Origin of the sequence: Serratia sp. X10 (genome assembly GCF_017811775.1) — a bacterium.
In the GTDB taxonomy this organism is placed as follows: Bacteria; Pseudomonadota; Gammaproteobacteria; order Enterobacterales; family Enterobacteriaceae; genus Serratia; species Serratia ureilytica.
In genome coordinates this window covers 202,010-217,670 of the sequence record NZ_JAEIOH010000004.1, presented here as the reverse complement: position 1 = coordinate 217,670, position 15,661 = coordinate 202,010, and the positions used below count along the sequence as shown (strand labels likewise).

The 15,661-nt window shown below is 49.3% G+C and carries 9 protein-coding genes, 1 tRNA gene and 1 pseudogene; 5 read left to right on the top strand and 6 right to left on the bottom strand.

Annotated features, from left to right (window positions below; genetic code table 11):
- Nucleotides 1–7 precede the first annotated feature (7 nt).
- From J9788_RS15310 to J9788_RS25115, 3 genes are all read left to right on the top strand, one after another.
- Nucleotides 8–1,711 (top strand): site-specific DNA-methyltransferase, encoded by a 1,704-nt coding sequence (locus J9788_RS15310; RefSeq protein ID WP_182265195.1) that lies wholly within the window; start codon nucleotides 8–10, stop codon nucleotides 1,709–1,711.
- A gap of 2 nt (nucleotides 1,712–1,713) precedes the next feature.
- Nucleotides 1,714–4,584: a DEAD/DEAH box helicase family protein gene (locus J9788_RS15305; RefSeq protein WP_182265194.1), complete on the top strand. Its 2,871-nt coding sequence runs from the start codon at nucleotides 1,714–1,716 to the stop codon at nucleotides 4,582–4,584.
- A gap of 84 nt (nucleotides 4,585–4,668) precedes the next feature.
- Nucleotides 4,669–5,175, top strand: a complete 507-nt coding sequence (locus tag J9788_RS25115; RefSeq protein WP_241427884.1) for a hypothetical protein — start codon at nucleotides 4,669–4,671, stop codon at nucleotides 5,173–5,175.
- A gap of 420 nt (nucleotides 5,176–5,595) precedes the next feature.
- Here the strand turns inward: J9788_RS25115 and J9788_RS15295 are convergent, their stop codons facing one another.
- The 6 genes and pseudogenes from J9788_RS15295 to lptF form a co-directional block, all read right to left on the bottom strand.
- Entirely contained in the window at nucleotides 5,596–7,599 is a 2,004-nt protein-coding gene (locus J9788_RS15295; protein ID WP_182265193.1) for a hypothetical protein, read from the bottom strand.
- A 161-nt stretch (nucleotides 7,600–7,760) separates the two neighbouring features.
- Nucleotides 7,761–9,016, bottom strand: a pseudogene (locus tag J9788_RS15290) (tyrosine-type recombinase/integrase).
- 198 nt (nucleotides 9,017–9,214) lie between these two features.
- Nucleotides 9,215–9,299 (bottom strand) — tRNA-Leu (locus J9788_RS15285).
- Between the two features lie 990 nt (nucleotides 9,300–10,289).
- The gene (locus J9788_RS15280; protein ID WP_033641699.1) at nucleotides 10,290–11,009 is read right to left on the bottom strand and encodes a LuxR family transcriptional regulator; all 720 of its coding nucleotides are present in this window, start codon (nucleotides 11,007–11,009) and stop codon (nucleotides 10,290–10,292) included.
- Nucleotides 11,010–11,160: 151 nt separating this feature from the next.
- The gene (gene lptG, locus J9788_RS15275; protein WP_019453290.1) at nucleotides 11,161–12,231 is read right to left on the bottom strand and encodes an LPS export ABC transporter permease LptG; all 1,071 of its coding nucleotides are present in this window, start codon (nucleotides 12,229–12,231) and stop codon (nucleotides 11,161–11,163) included.
- Entirely contained in the window at nucleotides 12,231–13,325 is a 1,095-nt protein-coding gene (gene lptF, locus J9788_RS15270; protein WP_182265192.1) for an LPS export ABC transporter permease LptF, read from the bottom strand. Before lptF ends, lptG begins: the two co-directional genes overlap by 1 nt.
- 282 nt (nucleotides 13,326–13,607) lie before the next feature.
- On the opposite strand from lptF, the gene pepA reads away from it, so the two are divergent.
- A complete protein-coding gene (pepA, locus tag J9788_RS15265) occupies nucleotides 13,608–15,119 on the top strand; it encodes a leucyl aminopeptidase (RefSeq protein ID WP_046898016.1) in 1,512 nt (503 codons plus the stop codon).
- 84 nt (nucleotides 15,120–15,203) lie between these two features.
- Entirely contained in the window at nucleotides 15,204–15,653 is a 450-nt protein-coding gene (locus J9788_RS15260; RefSeq protein WP_182265191.1) for a DNA polymerase III subunit chi, read from the top strand.
- The last annotated feature ends 8 nt before the right edge of the window (nucleotides 15,654–15,661 follow it).

Genomic DNA, 15,661 nt, shown 5'->3' with positions numbered 1-15,661 from the left:
ATAGATTATGTCAACTAAGCAAAAATTAGAACTTAACTGGATTGGTAAACATAAGCGCCCTCGTCTGGAACCGCGTATTCTGCTTGAAGATAAGGCATTGTCTTATGGTGATGTGGATAGTGAAAATCTGCTAATTCATGGTGATAACCTGCTGGCGCTGAAGGCTCTTGAACAAAAGTATGCAGGGAAGGTGAAATGTGCATATATTGATCCGCCATTTAATACCGGAGAGGCCTTCGAAAACTATGACGATGGTCTGGAGCATTCTCAGTGGCTAACGCTTATTCGAGATCGTATTGAAATCATCCAAAGATTATTATCTATTGATGGTACTTTTTTCGTGCACATTGATGATAACGAGCTTGGTTATTTAATCGTTCTCTTAGACGAAATATTTGGCCGACAAAATCGAGTAAATATCGTAACCTTCAAACAAGGTTCTGCCACTGGTCATAAATCAATAAATCCAGGGTTGGTCACAACAACTAACTACTTAATAGTCTATGCAAAAAATAAACAACATTGGAAACCGCATAGATTATTTACCCCTAGAGAACGAGATAGTCGATACTCTCAATTCATTGATAACATTGATGAACATTATGAGGGATGGAAACTAATTCCTTTAAATGAAGCATTTGCAGCTTATCATGGCACTCAGGCTAAAGAATTAAAGAAAAAATTGGGAAGTAAATTTGAAGAGTTATTGAATGACTTCGTTATTGATAATTCACACAGAGTGGTTCAGCCTGCACGCCCTGATTACAATTCAGTTGGGCAAAATGTAAGAAACGCTATCGATTTATCAAAAGAGAATCCAGATATTGTGATTCATCTTCAACGAGACGGCTATGAGGATATGTACTTCAAAAATGGTCAACGCTGGCTATTTTATAGAAACAAACTCAAAGAGATTGATGGCGTAATAGTGGCAGGTGAACCACTAACAAATTTGTGGTCAGATGTTTTGTCAAATAATCTTCATAAAGAAGGTGGCATTAAGTTTCCCAAAGGGAAAAAGCCAGAATCCTTAATAAAGAGAGTTTTGGACTTATGTACAAACCCAAATGATATCGTATTAGATTCTTTCGCGGGCTCTGGAACCACAGCTGCCGTTGCACACAAGATGAAACGCCGCTGGATCACCATTGAATTAGGGGATCAAGCATACACCCATGTGCAACCTCGTCTAAAACGGGTGGTTACAGGTGTTGACCAGGATGGTGTTTCCAAGGCCGTAAACTGGCAGGGTGGTGGTGGCTTCCACTATTTGCGCTTGGCCCCCTCGCTCCTGAAAAAGGATCGTTGGGGCAATTGGGTGATCAACAAAGAATACAACGCTGAAATGCTGGCAGAAGCCATGTGTAAGCATATGAATTTCACCTATGCGCCAAGTCAGACTCAATACTGGAATCATGGTTACAGCACCGAAACTGATTACATCTATGTCACTACCGGATCTTTGGCTTATGAACAACTCAAAATCATAAGTGAAGAAGTAGGCACTGAACGCACATTGCTGATCTGCTGCAAGGCCTTTATGACTGAGGGTGCCGATTTTCTTAATCTGACACTGGTAAAAATTCCTCGCGCCATTCTGAGTAAATGCGAGTGGGATCAGGACGACTATAGCTTTACGCTAAATGTACTCTCTGATTCAGAACAACCTGACGATATTGACTACGACGAAGATACTGAAGGCGAAGAATAATTATGAGCCAAAGCAACGCCATAAAAATTGCCAATCGGATTAGTGCACGACTGTCACTGCGCGATCCACAGGATGAATCATTGCGAATCTTATGTGACGTGCTCGAACAGTTCGGTCTCAGCAAAGATCCCGATCTTAATCGTTGGATTGAATTGCTACGTCAACAGTATCCCACTGTAAAAGGGTTTGAACGTGCCTTCCCTTCACTATGCTTTGCACTGGCTACGGGTGTAGGTAAAACTCGCTTAATGGGAGCGATGATTGCCTGGCTATACTTAACCGGACGTAGTCGCCACTTTTTCGTACTAGCTCCGAACTTAACCATCTATGAAAAACTTAAGATGGATTTTTTACCCGGTTCGCCAAAGTATGTTTTTCAGGGCATCCCTGAACTGGCACAAACACCGCCGGTTCTAATCACTGGTGATGACTATCAAGAAGGACGGGGCGTTCGTCTGGATTATGCGATTGCCGAAAGCAAAACGGGTGATCTTTTTGGCAGCGAAACCGCTCCGCACATTAATATCTTCAATATTTCCAAAATCAACGCACTGGAAAATGCCAAAGGTGCTGCTAAATCCAAGGTCGCTAAAATTCGACGTATTCAGGAATACGTCGGGGAATCTTATTTTAGCTATCTTGCAAACCTGCCAGATTTAGTTGTTTTGATGGATGAAGCCCACCGTTACTACGCTAGTGCGGGCGCACAAGCGCTTAACGATCTTAATCCAGTATTGGGTATTGAATTAACCGCCACACCGAAAACCGTAGGTGCAAACCCACGTGATTTTAAAAATATTATTTATCACTATCCCCTTTCGCGTGCACTAAAAGACGGATACGTCAAAATTCCAGCTGTTGCCACGCGCAAAGACTTCCGTGCTGCCAACTACTCTGAAGAGCAGTTGGAAAAAATAAAGCTGGAAGACGGAATCCACCATCATGAATACGTGAAAACGGAACTAACCAGCTTCGCCAACAACACCGGTAACAAACTGGTCAAACCTTTTATGCTAGTCGTTGCGCAGGATACCGATCATGCAGACAGGCTAAAAGTACGCATTGAACACGACGATTTCTTCAATGGCGCTTACAAAGGCAAAGTAATAACCGTTCACTCTAACCAGTCAGGCGAAGAGTCAGAAGAAACTATGCAGCGGCTTTTGGCCGTTGAGCATGACAAAGACACCGAAATCGTCATTCATGTCAATAAGTTAAAAGAGGGATGGGACGTTACAAATCTGTACACTATCGTTCCATTACGTGCTTCTGCCTCTGAAATCCTGACTGAGCAAACCATAGGCCGAGGACTGCGCCTTCCCTACGGCAAAAGAACCGGCGTCGAAGCCGTCGATCGCCTGACGATTATTGCCCATGACCGTTTTCAGGAGATTATTGATCGTGCCAATAACGATGACTCGATTATCAAGAAAGTTCTGTATATCGGGCTGGATGATGATGAAAACGGTATTCCAGAAGTAAAACCCCAGCAAATTATCGTACCATCAATGGCTGAATTCCTGTTGGGAAATCAAGTCATTGATAATAATGGGTTGCAGGCTTGTGAACCTCAAGCGATATATCAGTCAAACTCCATATCAAAACCGGTACTCAATACGGAAACTGAACGTAAAGTCGCAGAACTCACGTTTAAAGTGGTGTCAGAAGAAGCTAAACGGTTAACCAGCAGTCAGCAACTCAGCACGCCAGAGGTGAAAGCAAACGTAACTCGACGGGTACAACAAGCCTTGCGTGAATGGGAAGTGACTCAACATCAAATCTCATCGTCTTCGGATCAACTCGATTTGACGGAAATGATTGAAGAGCAAGTTGAACAGCCAAGTTTCCTTTCAATGGAGGATACGGAAGTTCAGGAGTTGGTCGGGACGATCACCGAAAAACTGATGGAATATACTATCGATATTCCTCGAATCGTGGTTTTGCCAGAACGTGAAGTCAATTACGGGTTTAATGATTTCAACCTTTCCGGGTTGGATCGCATTGCGCTCAAACCCGGCAGTAAAGAGCTCTTACTCACGCATCTGGAGAATAACGACCAGCGGACAATCAGTTGGCAGGAAGGTGGAGAAGCGGAAGAACGGCTCGAAAACTATCTGATTCGTTATCTGCTCGACCATGATGAAATTGATTACGACGAACATGCCGACATGCTCTACAAACTGGCCGGACAGATGGTGAACCATTTGTGCAGTTATCAGCCGCCGGAAGATGCAGAATCCGTTCTGAAAAATGCGGGTCGGCAGCTGGCTGAATTTATATGGGTGCAAATTAAACAAAATATGTGGACAACGCCAACGGGCTATACCGGGCGTATAACTCAGGGCTTTGATGTAATACATCCAGCGACATTCAATTTTGCCGGAAATGAAAAACCGAGAGATTTCCGTGTTGCAGTTCCCGCAGGAGAAAAAAATAAAGTCCGCCAGATGATTTTCACTGGTTTTACTAAATGCTGTTACCCTTATCAGAAATTTGACTCTGTAGATGGGGAGCTCCGCCTAGCTCAAATATTGGAGAATGACCCCTCAGTGATTCGTTGGATGAAACCTCGCTCAGGTCAATTCCGTATCGAATATGCTAATGGTAGAAATTATGAACCTGATTTCGTTGTCGAAATGAACAATGGCTATTGCCTGATTGAACCGAAAAAAGCGACAGAAATCGACACGCCAGAAGTTCAGGCCAAAACGCGAGCGGCTATCCGTTGGTGCGAATTTGCAAATCAAAATGCTGATAAACTTAATGGGAAATCGTGGCAATATGCCCTTATCCCCCATGATGAAATTGAGTTAAGTCGTTCAATTTCTGGACTAATGGCTGATTTTATGATGACTAATAGTTTATCTGTATAATAGCTATTTTGGAATAATGACGAGAACCATCCTTAGGCGGTATAATGCCGTCTAAGGATGGTTTAACATAAAAAAAGATAAAAAATGAATCTAGGAAACGAGTTCCCTAAAAAGCAGAATGTTTATAAAGGCATGTGGTATTTGATCACTAACACCAACCGATTTGTATTATCCGCAGCCGAAAACTCAATGGCATTTGAGCTTGAGAAAGAAGAGTATCAACGGAAGCTCGAACAAGGAAATTACAGTCTTGATCCAAAAAATCATACCTACTCTCATCCCCAGAGGCTAAAAGAATTACGAACTTTGTTACTCAAGACAACAATCTATATTTTTAGCATTATTATTTTAATAGCAGGCATTGGTTTTTATACGGGAGAATTAAAAATAACACCCCATCTATCATGGAAAAATAGCGCCAGCGCTTTAGGTTTTATTTTAATTTCATGGTCCACATTATTTCAATTAGGCTGGGGAAATGGCTCATGGGGTGGAACGTGCCTGGATGAATTGGTAAGAAATTCTCTTTTTCGTCATATTTTTAGCATTGGTGTATTTTTGAGTTTATTGTATTTCGTTCTACCAGAATAACTATTCCATCCCTACCAAATCTGTATTTTTTGTCAAAAGACGCTTCAGGATTTCTGATTATCCTAAAAAGGACATCAATGATAATTATATCTTCCAATAGCTGCACTTTTGGCAAATAAAGGCGATGCATCACGCAACCTTCCATTATCAGCAACGCTACAACAAATTGAATCACATGTAATAGCTTAGACCTGATCTGACAGTTACCGGTTATTTATACAAGTACCTGTCAGATTACATCTGAATTAAATTTTTCTTAGCCCAAATGCACTTGAAGTGGACAACAAAAACTAAGAAAAAAATTTTACAACTATGGAATTCCGTTGGGAATAAAGTTTCTTCGTGTCAGGCATTGACCGGTTAAGGCCCACTTCAGCTCAGAACCGGTACTGATGTAAATCCTACTGATAAAAAGAATTATTAAGCACTTGCACGCTGAACAGCATCTTCAAGCCAACGAAGCGATCTTCTATAGTGGGCTATATCTGCTCCATCAGCATCTTTCGCATGAGTATCAGGACGATCATTTACTAATTCCGCATGCTCTTTTAATAAGCGAAGATCATTAAAAATAGAAGAAAAAAGATCCCATTCTTTTTCTATTAATCGTATGAGCTCTGACCAAAGAAGTTTCTCAATCAAGTCATCAGCCGGAAGATGCTTTAGCTTATCAACACGATGTCTTTCAATACATTTTTGTATACGAGCTGAAGGGGCTCCTTTTGACTTATCTTGGAGGCAAGAAAATTTTATAAAATTCAGCGAGAGCCCGCGCAATCTTTTTTCTAGCTTATTTCGGCTAGCATTAATAAGCGCTAACTCATCAGCCCACTCATCTAGGGTAAAAAATAGATTCTGAGCACTCTCCTGAGTTGCTTCAACAGTAGGTACTGACAAGACGGCTTTCTTTTTCTCGTATAACTTCAAACCTTCTTCGATCATGATGCTACCAAGTTGAATTTTTCCAAGTTTCTCTTGCAACACACCATATCTCAACAATGTAGACGTTAGAATATCTGACTTACTACAAATCTGCCCCTCCAATACCTGTTTGGCTGGAATATAGACCTCAGGATGTACTCTAAAAAGATGATTTAGAGCTACTTCTGCAATTGCAGCTCCCTCAACTTCAACAAAATCTCTTACCAATCGCTGCGCAGTTTCTTTCTGTACAGAGCACGGTCTATCCCTAATATCAATATGCCGATGAATGTACGAGCAAGCCTTGCGAGTCCAATACGGCATGTTTCCGCATGCATTACCAATCCATTCAGCTGTAGCATCATCAAATGTCAACCCTGTAACTTTGGATGTAGCCCTAATCATTGCAGCACTGGCATTAGGGGCAAGTGGCGACAGATATTCGTCCGGAATGAATGCTAAAACAGCATTTTCTACGCCCCCAATTGACTCTTCCTTAAACCATTTACTCGATACTCCACACACGAATAGAGACAGTTTTTTATCGAGTCGTGCACATTCCTGCACGACTGCACGAAGATTTCGCCAAAAAGGATTGAAATCAGCGGTCCACGCTGCTTTGGCTGTTGGGCTACCTGGTGTAATGTAGTCGACCTCGTCAAAGAACATTATTACCGTTCCATCGGTATTTTGAATAACTTTGAGCAAGGAGGCTCTGGCATCAGTAAGCGTTATCTTCAAGTTTCGAGTACGAACTACTTCGGCATATTTCGGACTACACGAAGACGCTGTCGTAACAGAATCCGATATAGAGCTCAGCAGCTGAGCCGCATTTTGCTCCCATATATCGTCCTTAGAACAGTCAATCATGATAGATACACAATCTTGATGCACCCTAGCTTCATGAAGAATCCTGTTTAAGATAGAGGTTTTACCAATCTTTCGAATTCCTAACGATGATCGAATCTGTCCATTTCTCAGTTGTCGCGCAATATCCAAAGCCTCAGTACGTCGCCCGAAGAACCTAGCATCATCGGATACAGGGCCTGTAACATCAAAGGGGTCATTTGAGAAAAAGTCTTGCAGAAGATCTCGCTCAAACATTGCAGGGTCACTAATCACATCTCGGGCGGAAATAGGAAGAATGGCTAAGCTCTGTTCTCTCCCCCAGTTTTTGAGCTTTCTATTCCCATCCAGATCGGCATGCACTACGATTGCAAGTGCTCCTTCCACCCTCCCTTGCGACTCAACAATTTGGGTCTTTAGTGCTTGTATCGTACGCTGTTGCTGATCTTGAAAATTAGTGATCAACACGATCACCTCGCGGTCAGTTGAGAATATTTTTGAGAGCCGCTTGTTTGGCTTTATAAACAAAACTCCATATAGTCCCTTTTCAAATTCAAAAGTAGATAGCTGGTTTGTTACTGATAAAAGCCCAGCAGATGCTCGCTCGAATTGCACTGCAAGTTCAGCAAGCTCTTGTTGAATCAATTCACGTGCCATTTTTTTCCTCAATAATAATTAAATATCATTAACAAAAAACCCGAGTCATTCCAACAATTCCGAAACAATCTGAAACCTTTCATGGTCTGTAAAAGCCAAATAAATTTGGTCACTACCTTAGATTTTTATTCCCACTGACTCCGCCGCGAACCCCAGCTCTCTTATCCATTCTTTTTCCCAAAATCAAACGGGCTAACCCCCTTCTCCCGATTCGCATCCAGATAATCCGCCCACCACTGCAACATCAACCTACGCTCTCCCAGATGCTCCGCCTTATGGATATAAGCCGCCCTTACAGAGCTGCGTTCCTGATGGCTCATTTGCCTCTCTACAGCATCTCTCGACCACAAGCCCGATTCAATCAGTGAGCTACAAGCCATTGTCCTGAAACCATGCCCACATACTTCCGTTTTGTATCATAACCCATCACTCTCAGAGCCTTGTTCACCGTATTCTCGCTCATCGGCTTACGCGGATCGTGATCGCCAACGAAGATCAGCTCTCGGTTCCCATTCATACTTTTGATCTCTTCCAGAATAGCTAAGGCCTGACGCGACAAAGGAACAAGATGAGGTGTCCGCATCTTTGAACCACGCTGTGAATGTTTAACACCGTCCAGCGGTTCACGCTCACCAGGAATCGTCCACATAGCCGTTTCAAAATCGACTTCTGACCAGCGGGCAAAACGCAGCTCGCTTGAGCGGATAAAAACTAACAAGGTAAGTTCGACAGCAAGTCGGGTTAATGGTCTTCCGGAATAGTGATCGATGCGGTGAAGCAATTCAGGAATGCGATTAAGTTCCAGCGCAGCACGGTGCTGTCTTTTTGCCGTAGCAACCGCACCGGCAATCTCTTGCGCGGGGTTATAGTCGATTAAGCCGCTCTGAACAGCAAAGCGCATAATCGCGGTAGTTCGCTGTTGTAAGCGGGCGGCGACTTCGAGTCGTCCGGATGATTCCACCGCCTTAATGGACACAAGCAGATCTCGTGTCTTCAGGTCAGCAATATTGCGTTTGCCGATAGCAGCAAAGAGATTATCCTCAAGACTTTTCAATACACGAGCACTATGCGATGCGGACCACTTCTGATTGCTGGCATGCCATTCTCGGGCAACCACTTCAAACGTTATCGCTTCCTGCTCTTGTTCTACCTTAACAGCTTTCTTATTCTCACTAGGGTCGACGCCATTAGCTAACAGCTTACGGGCTTCATCCCGGCGCGCCCTGGCATCCGCCAACGATACTTCGGGGTATTTCCCTAACGCTAGCATCTTCTCTTTGCCGCCAAAACGATAACGAAGCCGCCAGTATTTTGAGCCGTTGGGGTGAACCAGCAAAACCATGCCTTCACCGTCAGTTAGTTTATAGGCTTTTGCTTCAGGCTTAGCCGAACGAACCTTCACATCACTCAGAGCCATGATGAGTATCCTTTCAAGGGTTCTGTGTGGGTACAAACATTATCGAACCGGGAAATACCCGCAGTTGTACCCGCATCAGTAAGTTGATGTAGATTGAATCAGGTTGACTTAGGTTGAGTGAAAAAGCGAGGGAAGCCTTGCGGATACTGGATTTCAGGCACAAAAAAAGACGTCCGTTGACGTCTATTGATGTTCCGATGGTGCCGAAGGCCGGACTCGAACCGGCACGTATCTCTACGGTTGATTTTGAATCAACTGCGTCTACCGATTTCGCCACTTCGGCACTGAAGTAGTATGCGGAAAACGGGTGAATTATACCTTCCCGCGACCAGCACGCAACACTTATCCGTTGTTCAATGAGTTAAGTGTCGAAAAAACCGCCGCCACGCGCGTTTGTCCGCCCCGTCTTCTCGCTCCACGCCCTTCACAACCCTGTTAATGGTGAGCAGGCTGTTGCAAAGAACATCCAAGATAAAGCGCCACACTCACGTAATACCGTCCGATCCCAGGCTCCAGCATCGTTGCACAGCACAATGATAGCTCCTGTGCCGAACGTCATTCACTCCCACGAGCCAGAGCCGCTCGCCCAACTGGCGAAACAGGTTCAGGAGCCCGGCACGCCGCAAGCCGCAACCGCCTCCCCCATCGCCACGGTCTCACCCTGCGCCTGGCAAAAACAAAATAATCCCCAGCCGTAATGGCAATGCTGCAAATAATTGCATAACAATGTGTCAGCGAATAAAGAATGAGGTTGCGCAACATTCCGAGAACACTATTTTTTCATTAATGAATATCAGATGGGAAATAAATAAGCGGAATGCTGCCTTCAGGGGAGAGACGCTATTTCGTTTAGGCGGGGGGTTATCTAAAATCACCAGAAAATAGCGTACATACGTAACAAAATAGCAACTCAAGGCGTAAAAACCAGCAGAGAACACTTGCCTCTGCGGAGTTAATAGCTTTAAGATGAGATAAGAAAATTTTCCCTGGTGTTGGCCAATATTGGCAGCCTGACCTACGTGGTCAGGTTTTTTTTTATATTTTTTATCAAAACATTACCGGGAAAGTGTATCGCCTTAAGGGGTGAGAAACTAGTTAGACTAAAGTACAGTCCCTTACTAGACCTTTATCAGTTCATGCAGGTTATTATTTCACATCGTAGAAATCAGGGCCGGTGCTGTATTGTTTCCCTCTCGTGAGCCGCCACGCTGCCCACTCAATACCGATTAACGCCCGTCATTTCCCGGTTCGAAAGCTGCCGTGAGCGAGCAGCCTATCCATCCACCGGTTTAATCAGCCGCAGCTCCATCCCCAGGCGCACGGCATGTCGGGCATTCGTTACCCCCAACTTTTTGACGACGTTGGACATATGGTACTTGATGGTGCCGGTCTTTATGCCCAGGATCATCGCCGTTTCCTGGTAGGTTTTACCCACGCTGGCCCAATAGAGGATTTCGTTTTCCCTGTCGGTAAAGCGGGCGTTGCCCTCCAGCGCTGCGGCGTTTTTATCTGACGGTGGGGCCAGCGCCAGATACGACTCATGGATTGAGGCCAGCAATACCGAGATTTCACCTTTACGTTCGATGAGCGCCGGGATGATTTCCGCTTTCTGTTCTGCGCTGAAGGCAAAGGAAAGCGTGACGAGATTGTTGTTGTAATCGTGCAATACGAAGGTATAGCCGTGCGTCACGCCAAACTCGCGGGCCTGCTCGAACAGTTCGGGAAAATGCAGCCCTGAGTCGGCCATGATTTGCTCGTCCCAGGCGAAGGGGGTCAGGCGGTTGCGGGCGGTAATCACCACCGGATCAATGTACTGCAACCCCTGCTCCTGATACTTGTTGACCCATTCAGTCGGGTAGTTGGTGACGCCAAAAATACAGGAAATGTCTTTTTTGGATAACACCACATACGCCCACAGGAGCTCGCCCAACTCCCCCAGCGCCGCTTCCAGGCGCTTGCCGATGATATTGCTGAGATTGTATTCGTCTTCCATTGACTGTCCGCTCCCTCTATCCGCATGCCGCAGGGTTGACTATAGCACGACGAAAAGCGACAGGTCGGGGGAGTGGTTCACCGGGGGCATGCCGCACCCATAAAAAAGGCGCGGCCCCGCGGCCACGCCTTTTCTCATACCGATCGCCCCGCTACTTGCGTTTGAGCAGCATATACACGCTGATCAGCAGGAACAGCATGCTCGGCAGCAGCGCCCCCAGCACCGGCGGCATGCTGTAAACCATGCTCAGCGGGCCGAAGATCTGATCCAGCACGTAGAACAGGAAACCAAAGCTGATGCCGGTCACCACGCGGATGCCCATCGGCACGCTGCGCAGCGGGCCGAAGATGAACGACAGCGCCATCAGCATCATCACCGCCACCGACAGCGGCGAGAAGATTTTGCTCCACATGTTGAGCTGGTAACGGTTGGATTCCTGGCCGCTCTGCTTCAGGTACTTCACGTAGTTGTGCAGCCCGCTGATGGAGAGCGAATCCGGATCCAGCGCCACCACGCCCAGCTTGTCCGGGGTCAGGTTGGTTTTCCATTCGCCGGTCAGCGTCTGGGTGCCGGTCACCTGTTTCGGGTTGGTCAGATCCGAGGTATCCACCTGCGAAAGCTGCCACAGGCCGTTCTCGAAGCTGGCGGTGGCGGCATAGCGCACCGTCTCCAGGCGACGCTGATCGTTAAAGTGGTAGATGTTCACGCCGGAGAGTTCTTTATCGCCGGAGACGCGCTCGATGTAGATGAAGTCGTTGCCGTCCTTCGCCCACAGCCCGCTCTTGGTGGAGAGCAGCGAGCCGCCGTACATCTGCTGGGCGCGGTAGTTGCGCGCCATCTGCTCGCCCTGCGGCGCCACCCACTCGCCGATCGCCATGGTCAGCAGCACCAGCGGAATGGCGGTTTTCATCACCGAGCCGGCGATCTGCAGGCGGGTGAAGCCGGAAGCCTGCATCACCACCAGTTCGCTGCGCGTCGCCAGCTGGCCCAGGCCGAGCAGCGCGCCGAGCAACGCCGCCATCGGGAAGAAGATCTCGATGTCTTTCGGCACGCTCAGCAGGGTGTACATGCCGGCGCTCAGCGCGGTGTATTCGCCCTGGCCGACCTTACGCAGCTGATCGACGAACTTGATGATGCCGGACAGCGACACCAGCATGAACAGCGTCATGATGATGGTGTTGAAAATCGTTTTACCGATATAACGGTCTAATACGCCAAACATCAGGCCGCTCCTCTCAGGCGTGCGCGCAGCTTGCGCATCGGCACGGTATCCCACAGGTTCAGCGCCAGCGCGATCGCGAAGTAAACGCCGTTAACCAGCCACAGCCACAGCATCGGATCCAGCTTGCCCTTGCCGGCGTTGGAGCGCAGCGAGGTCTGCAGCAGGAAGAAGATCAGATACAGCAAGATGGCCGGCAGCATGCTCAGCACGCGGCCCTGGCGCGGGTTCACCACGCTGAGCGGCACCACCAGCAGCGCCATCAGCGCCACCGACACCACCAGCGTCAGGCGCCAGTGGAATTCGGCCCGCGCGTCCGGATCGTCGGATTCCCACAGCGTCTGCATCGACATCTGTTCGGATTCGGTGTTGTCCGCCGCCACGGTGCGGTGGCCAATCACCGCCTTGTAGTCGGTGAAGTCGGTAATGCGGAAGTCGCGCAGCAGCGCGGTGCCTTCAAAGCGGGTGCCCTTGTCGAGCGTCACCACCTGCGAGCCGTCTTTCTGCTGCACGATGTTGCCGTGCTCGGCCACCACCACCGACGGGCGTTGGTTGCCGTTCGGCCGCAGCTGCGCCAGGAACACGTCGTTGAAGGTGCTGCCCTTCACGTTGCCGATAAACAGCACCGCGTTGCCGTCCTGCGAGGGTTTGAACTGCCCTTCCGCCAGCCCGGCGATGCTCGGGTTGGCCTTGGCTTCGTTCACCACCACGTCCTGATAGCGCGAGGCCCAGGGGCCGGCCCAAAATACGTTCACCGCCGCGACCGCAGAGGTGAGCAGCGCCAGGGTCATGGCGGCGATAATCAGGGTGCGCTTGCCCAGCCCGCAGGCGTGCATGACGGTGATTTCGCTCTCGGTATACAACCGCCCAAGCGTCATCAGCAAGCCGAGAAACAGGCTCAAAGGCAGGATGAGCTGCGCCATTTTCGGCACGCCCAACGCGAGCAGAGAGAGAACTAAGTTTGTCGGGATATTGCCGTCCACCGCGTCGCCCAACACCCTGACCAAATTCTGACAAAAGAAGATCAGAAGCAGGATGAACAGGATGGCGATTTGGCTCTTGAGCGTTTCCCGTACCAGATATCTTATGATGATCACGCTTATTACGCCTGTGAAAACTTGTCTTTTTGCAGGAAAATCGATAATTTCATCGTTAATCCGCCATTTATTCTCATCATATGGCAACCTTCACAGCTAAAATAGTATTACAACATCAAGCCGTTTGGGTGTCCTATAGGAACTTGCTTATAGTCGCCAAAACAGAGCAATTTATGCCGTTCAGGTTAACATAATCCGTTAACTCAAATGGCAGGAGATCGTTACGGAGTCGGTTATTCTAGCCGTAGCGTCCGCCTTTGTCTTTAAGATTCAGGAGAGTGCATGGAGTTCAGTGTAAAAAGCGGTAGCCCGGAAAAACAGCGCAGTGCCTGTATTGTAGTCGGCGTTTTCGAACCGCGCCGCCTGTCCCCTATCGCAGAACAACTCGACAAAATCAGTGATGGTTATATCAGCGCATTGCTGCGCCGTGGCGAACTGGAAGGCAAGGTCGGGCAGACGCTGCTACTGCACCATGTGCCCAACATTCTCTCCGAGCGCATCCTGCTGATCGGCTGCGGCAAAGAGCGCGAGCTCGATGAGCGCCAATACAAGCAGGTGATCCAGAAAACCATCAATACCCTCAACGACACCGGCTCGATGGAAGCGGTCTGCTTCCTGACCGAACTGCACGTGAAAGGCCGCAACACCTACTGGAAAGTGCGTCAGGCGGTGGAAACCGCCAAAGAGACGCTCTACACCTTCGATCAGCTGAAAAGCAACAAGGTGGAGCCGCGTCGTCCGCTGCGCAAAATGGTGTTCAACGTGCCGACCCGCCGTGAGCTCACCAGCGGCGAGCGCGCGATTCAGCACGGCCTGGCGGTGGCTTCCGGCATCAAGGCGGCCAAAGATCTCGGCAACATGCCGCCGAACATCTGTAACGCCGGCTACCTGGCCTCGCAGGCCCGTCAGCTGGCGGACGCCTTCAGCACCAACATCACCACCCGCGTCATCGGCGAACAGCAGATGAAAGAGCTGGGCATGAACGCCTATCTGGCGGTCGGCGCCGGTTCGCAGAACGAATCATTGATGTCGGTGATGGAATATAAGGGCAACCCAAACCCGGACGCTAAGCCGATCGTGCTGGTAGGCAAAGGGCTGACCTTCGACTCCGGCGGCATCTCGATCAAACCGGCCGACGGCATGGACGAGATGAAATACGACATGTGCGGCGCGGCGACCGTGTACGGCGTGATGCGCGTGGTGGCGGAGCTGAACCTGCCGCTGAACGTGATCGGCGTGCTGGCCGGCTGTGAAAACATGCCGGGCGGCCGGGCGTACCGTCCGGGCGACGTGCTGACCACCATGTCCGGCCAGACCGTCGAGGTGCTCAACACCGACGCCGAAGGCCGTCTGGTGCTGTGCGATACCCTGACCTACGTCGAGCGCTTCGAGCCGGAGCTGGTGATCGACATCGCCACCCTGACCGGCGCCTGCGTGATCGCCCTAGGCCACCACATCACCGGCCTGATGTCGAACCACAACCCGCTGGCGCACGAGCTGCTGAGCGCTTCCGAACAAGCCGGCGACCGCGCCTGGCGCCTGCCGATGGCCGACGAGTACTACGAACAGCTGGACTCCAACTTCGCCGACATGGCGAACATCGGTGGCCGCCCTGGCGGCGCCATCACCGCCGCCTGCTTCCTGTCGCGTTTCACCCGCAAGTACACCTGGGCGCACCTGGATATCGCCGGCACCGCCTGGCGCTCCGGTAAAGCCAAGGGCGCCACCGGCCGCCCGGTAGCGCTGCTGTCGCAGTTCCTATTGAATCGGGCCGGACTCAACGGCGACGATTAAATCTGAGCGGTAATTCAGGTATAATCCCAAGGGGCACAGCATGCTGTGCCCCTACATTTTTTTATCGGCAGCGGTGGATCCTTAATGAAACAGGCGACGTTTTATTTGCTCGACAACGCGGAACCGTCAGGCGCGCTCAGCGCCCATGAGGCCGTGGCCTGCGCCGTTGCCGCCAACGGCTTCCGTTCCGGCAAGCGGGTGCTGATCGCCTGCGAAAGCCAGGAGCAGGCCCTGCGGCTGGACGAAGCGCTGTGGCAGCGCGAGCCGCATGAATTCGTGCCGCACAACCTGGCCGGCGAAGGGCCGCACTATGGCGCGCCGGTGGAACTGTGCTGGCCCGGCAAGCGCGGCAACGCCCCGCGCGATCTGCTGATCGCCCTGCTGCCGCAGTTTGCCGATTTTGCTACCGCTTTCCATGAAGTGGTAGACTTCGTTCCTTACGAAGACACTCTGAAACAGTTGGCGCGCGACCGTTACAAGGCCTATCGCAGCGTCGGCTTCCATTTGACCACGGCTACGCCGCCAACTCACTGAATACGATA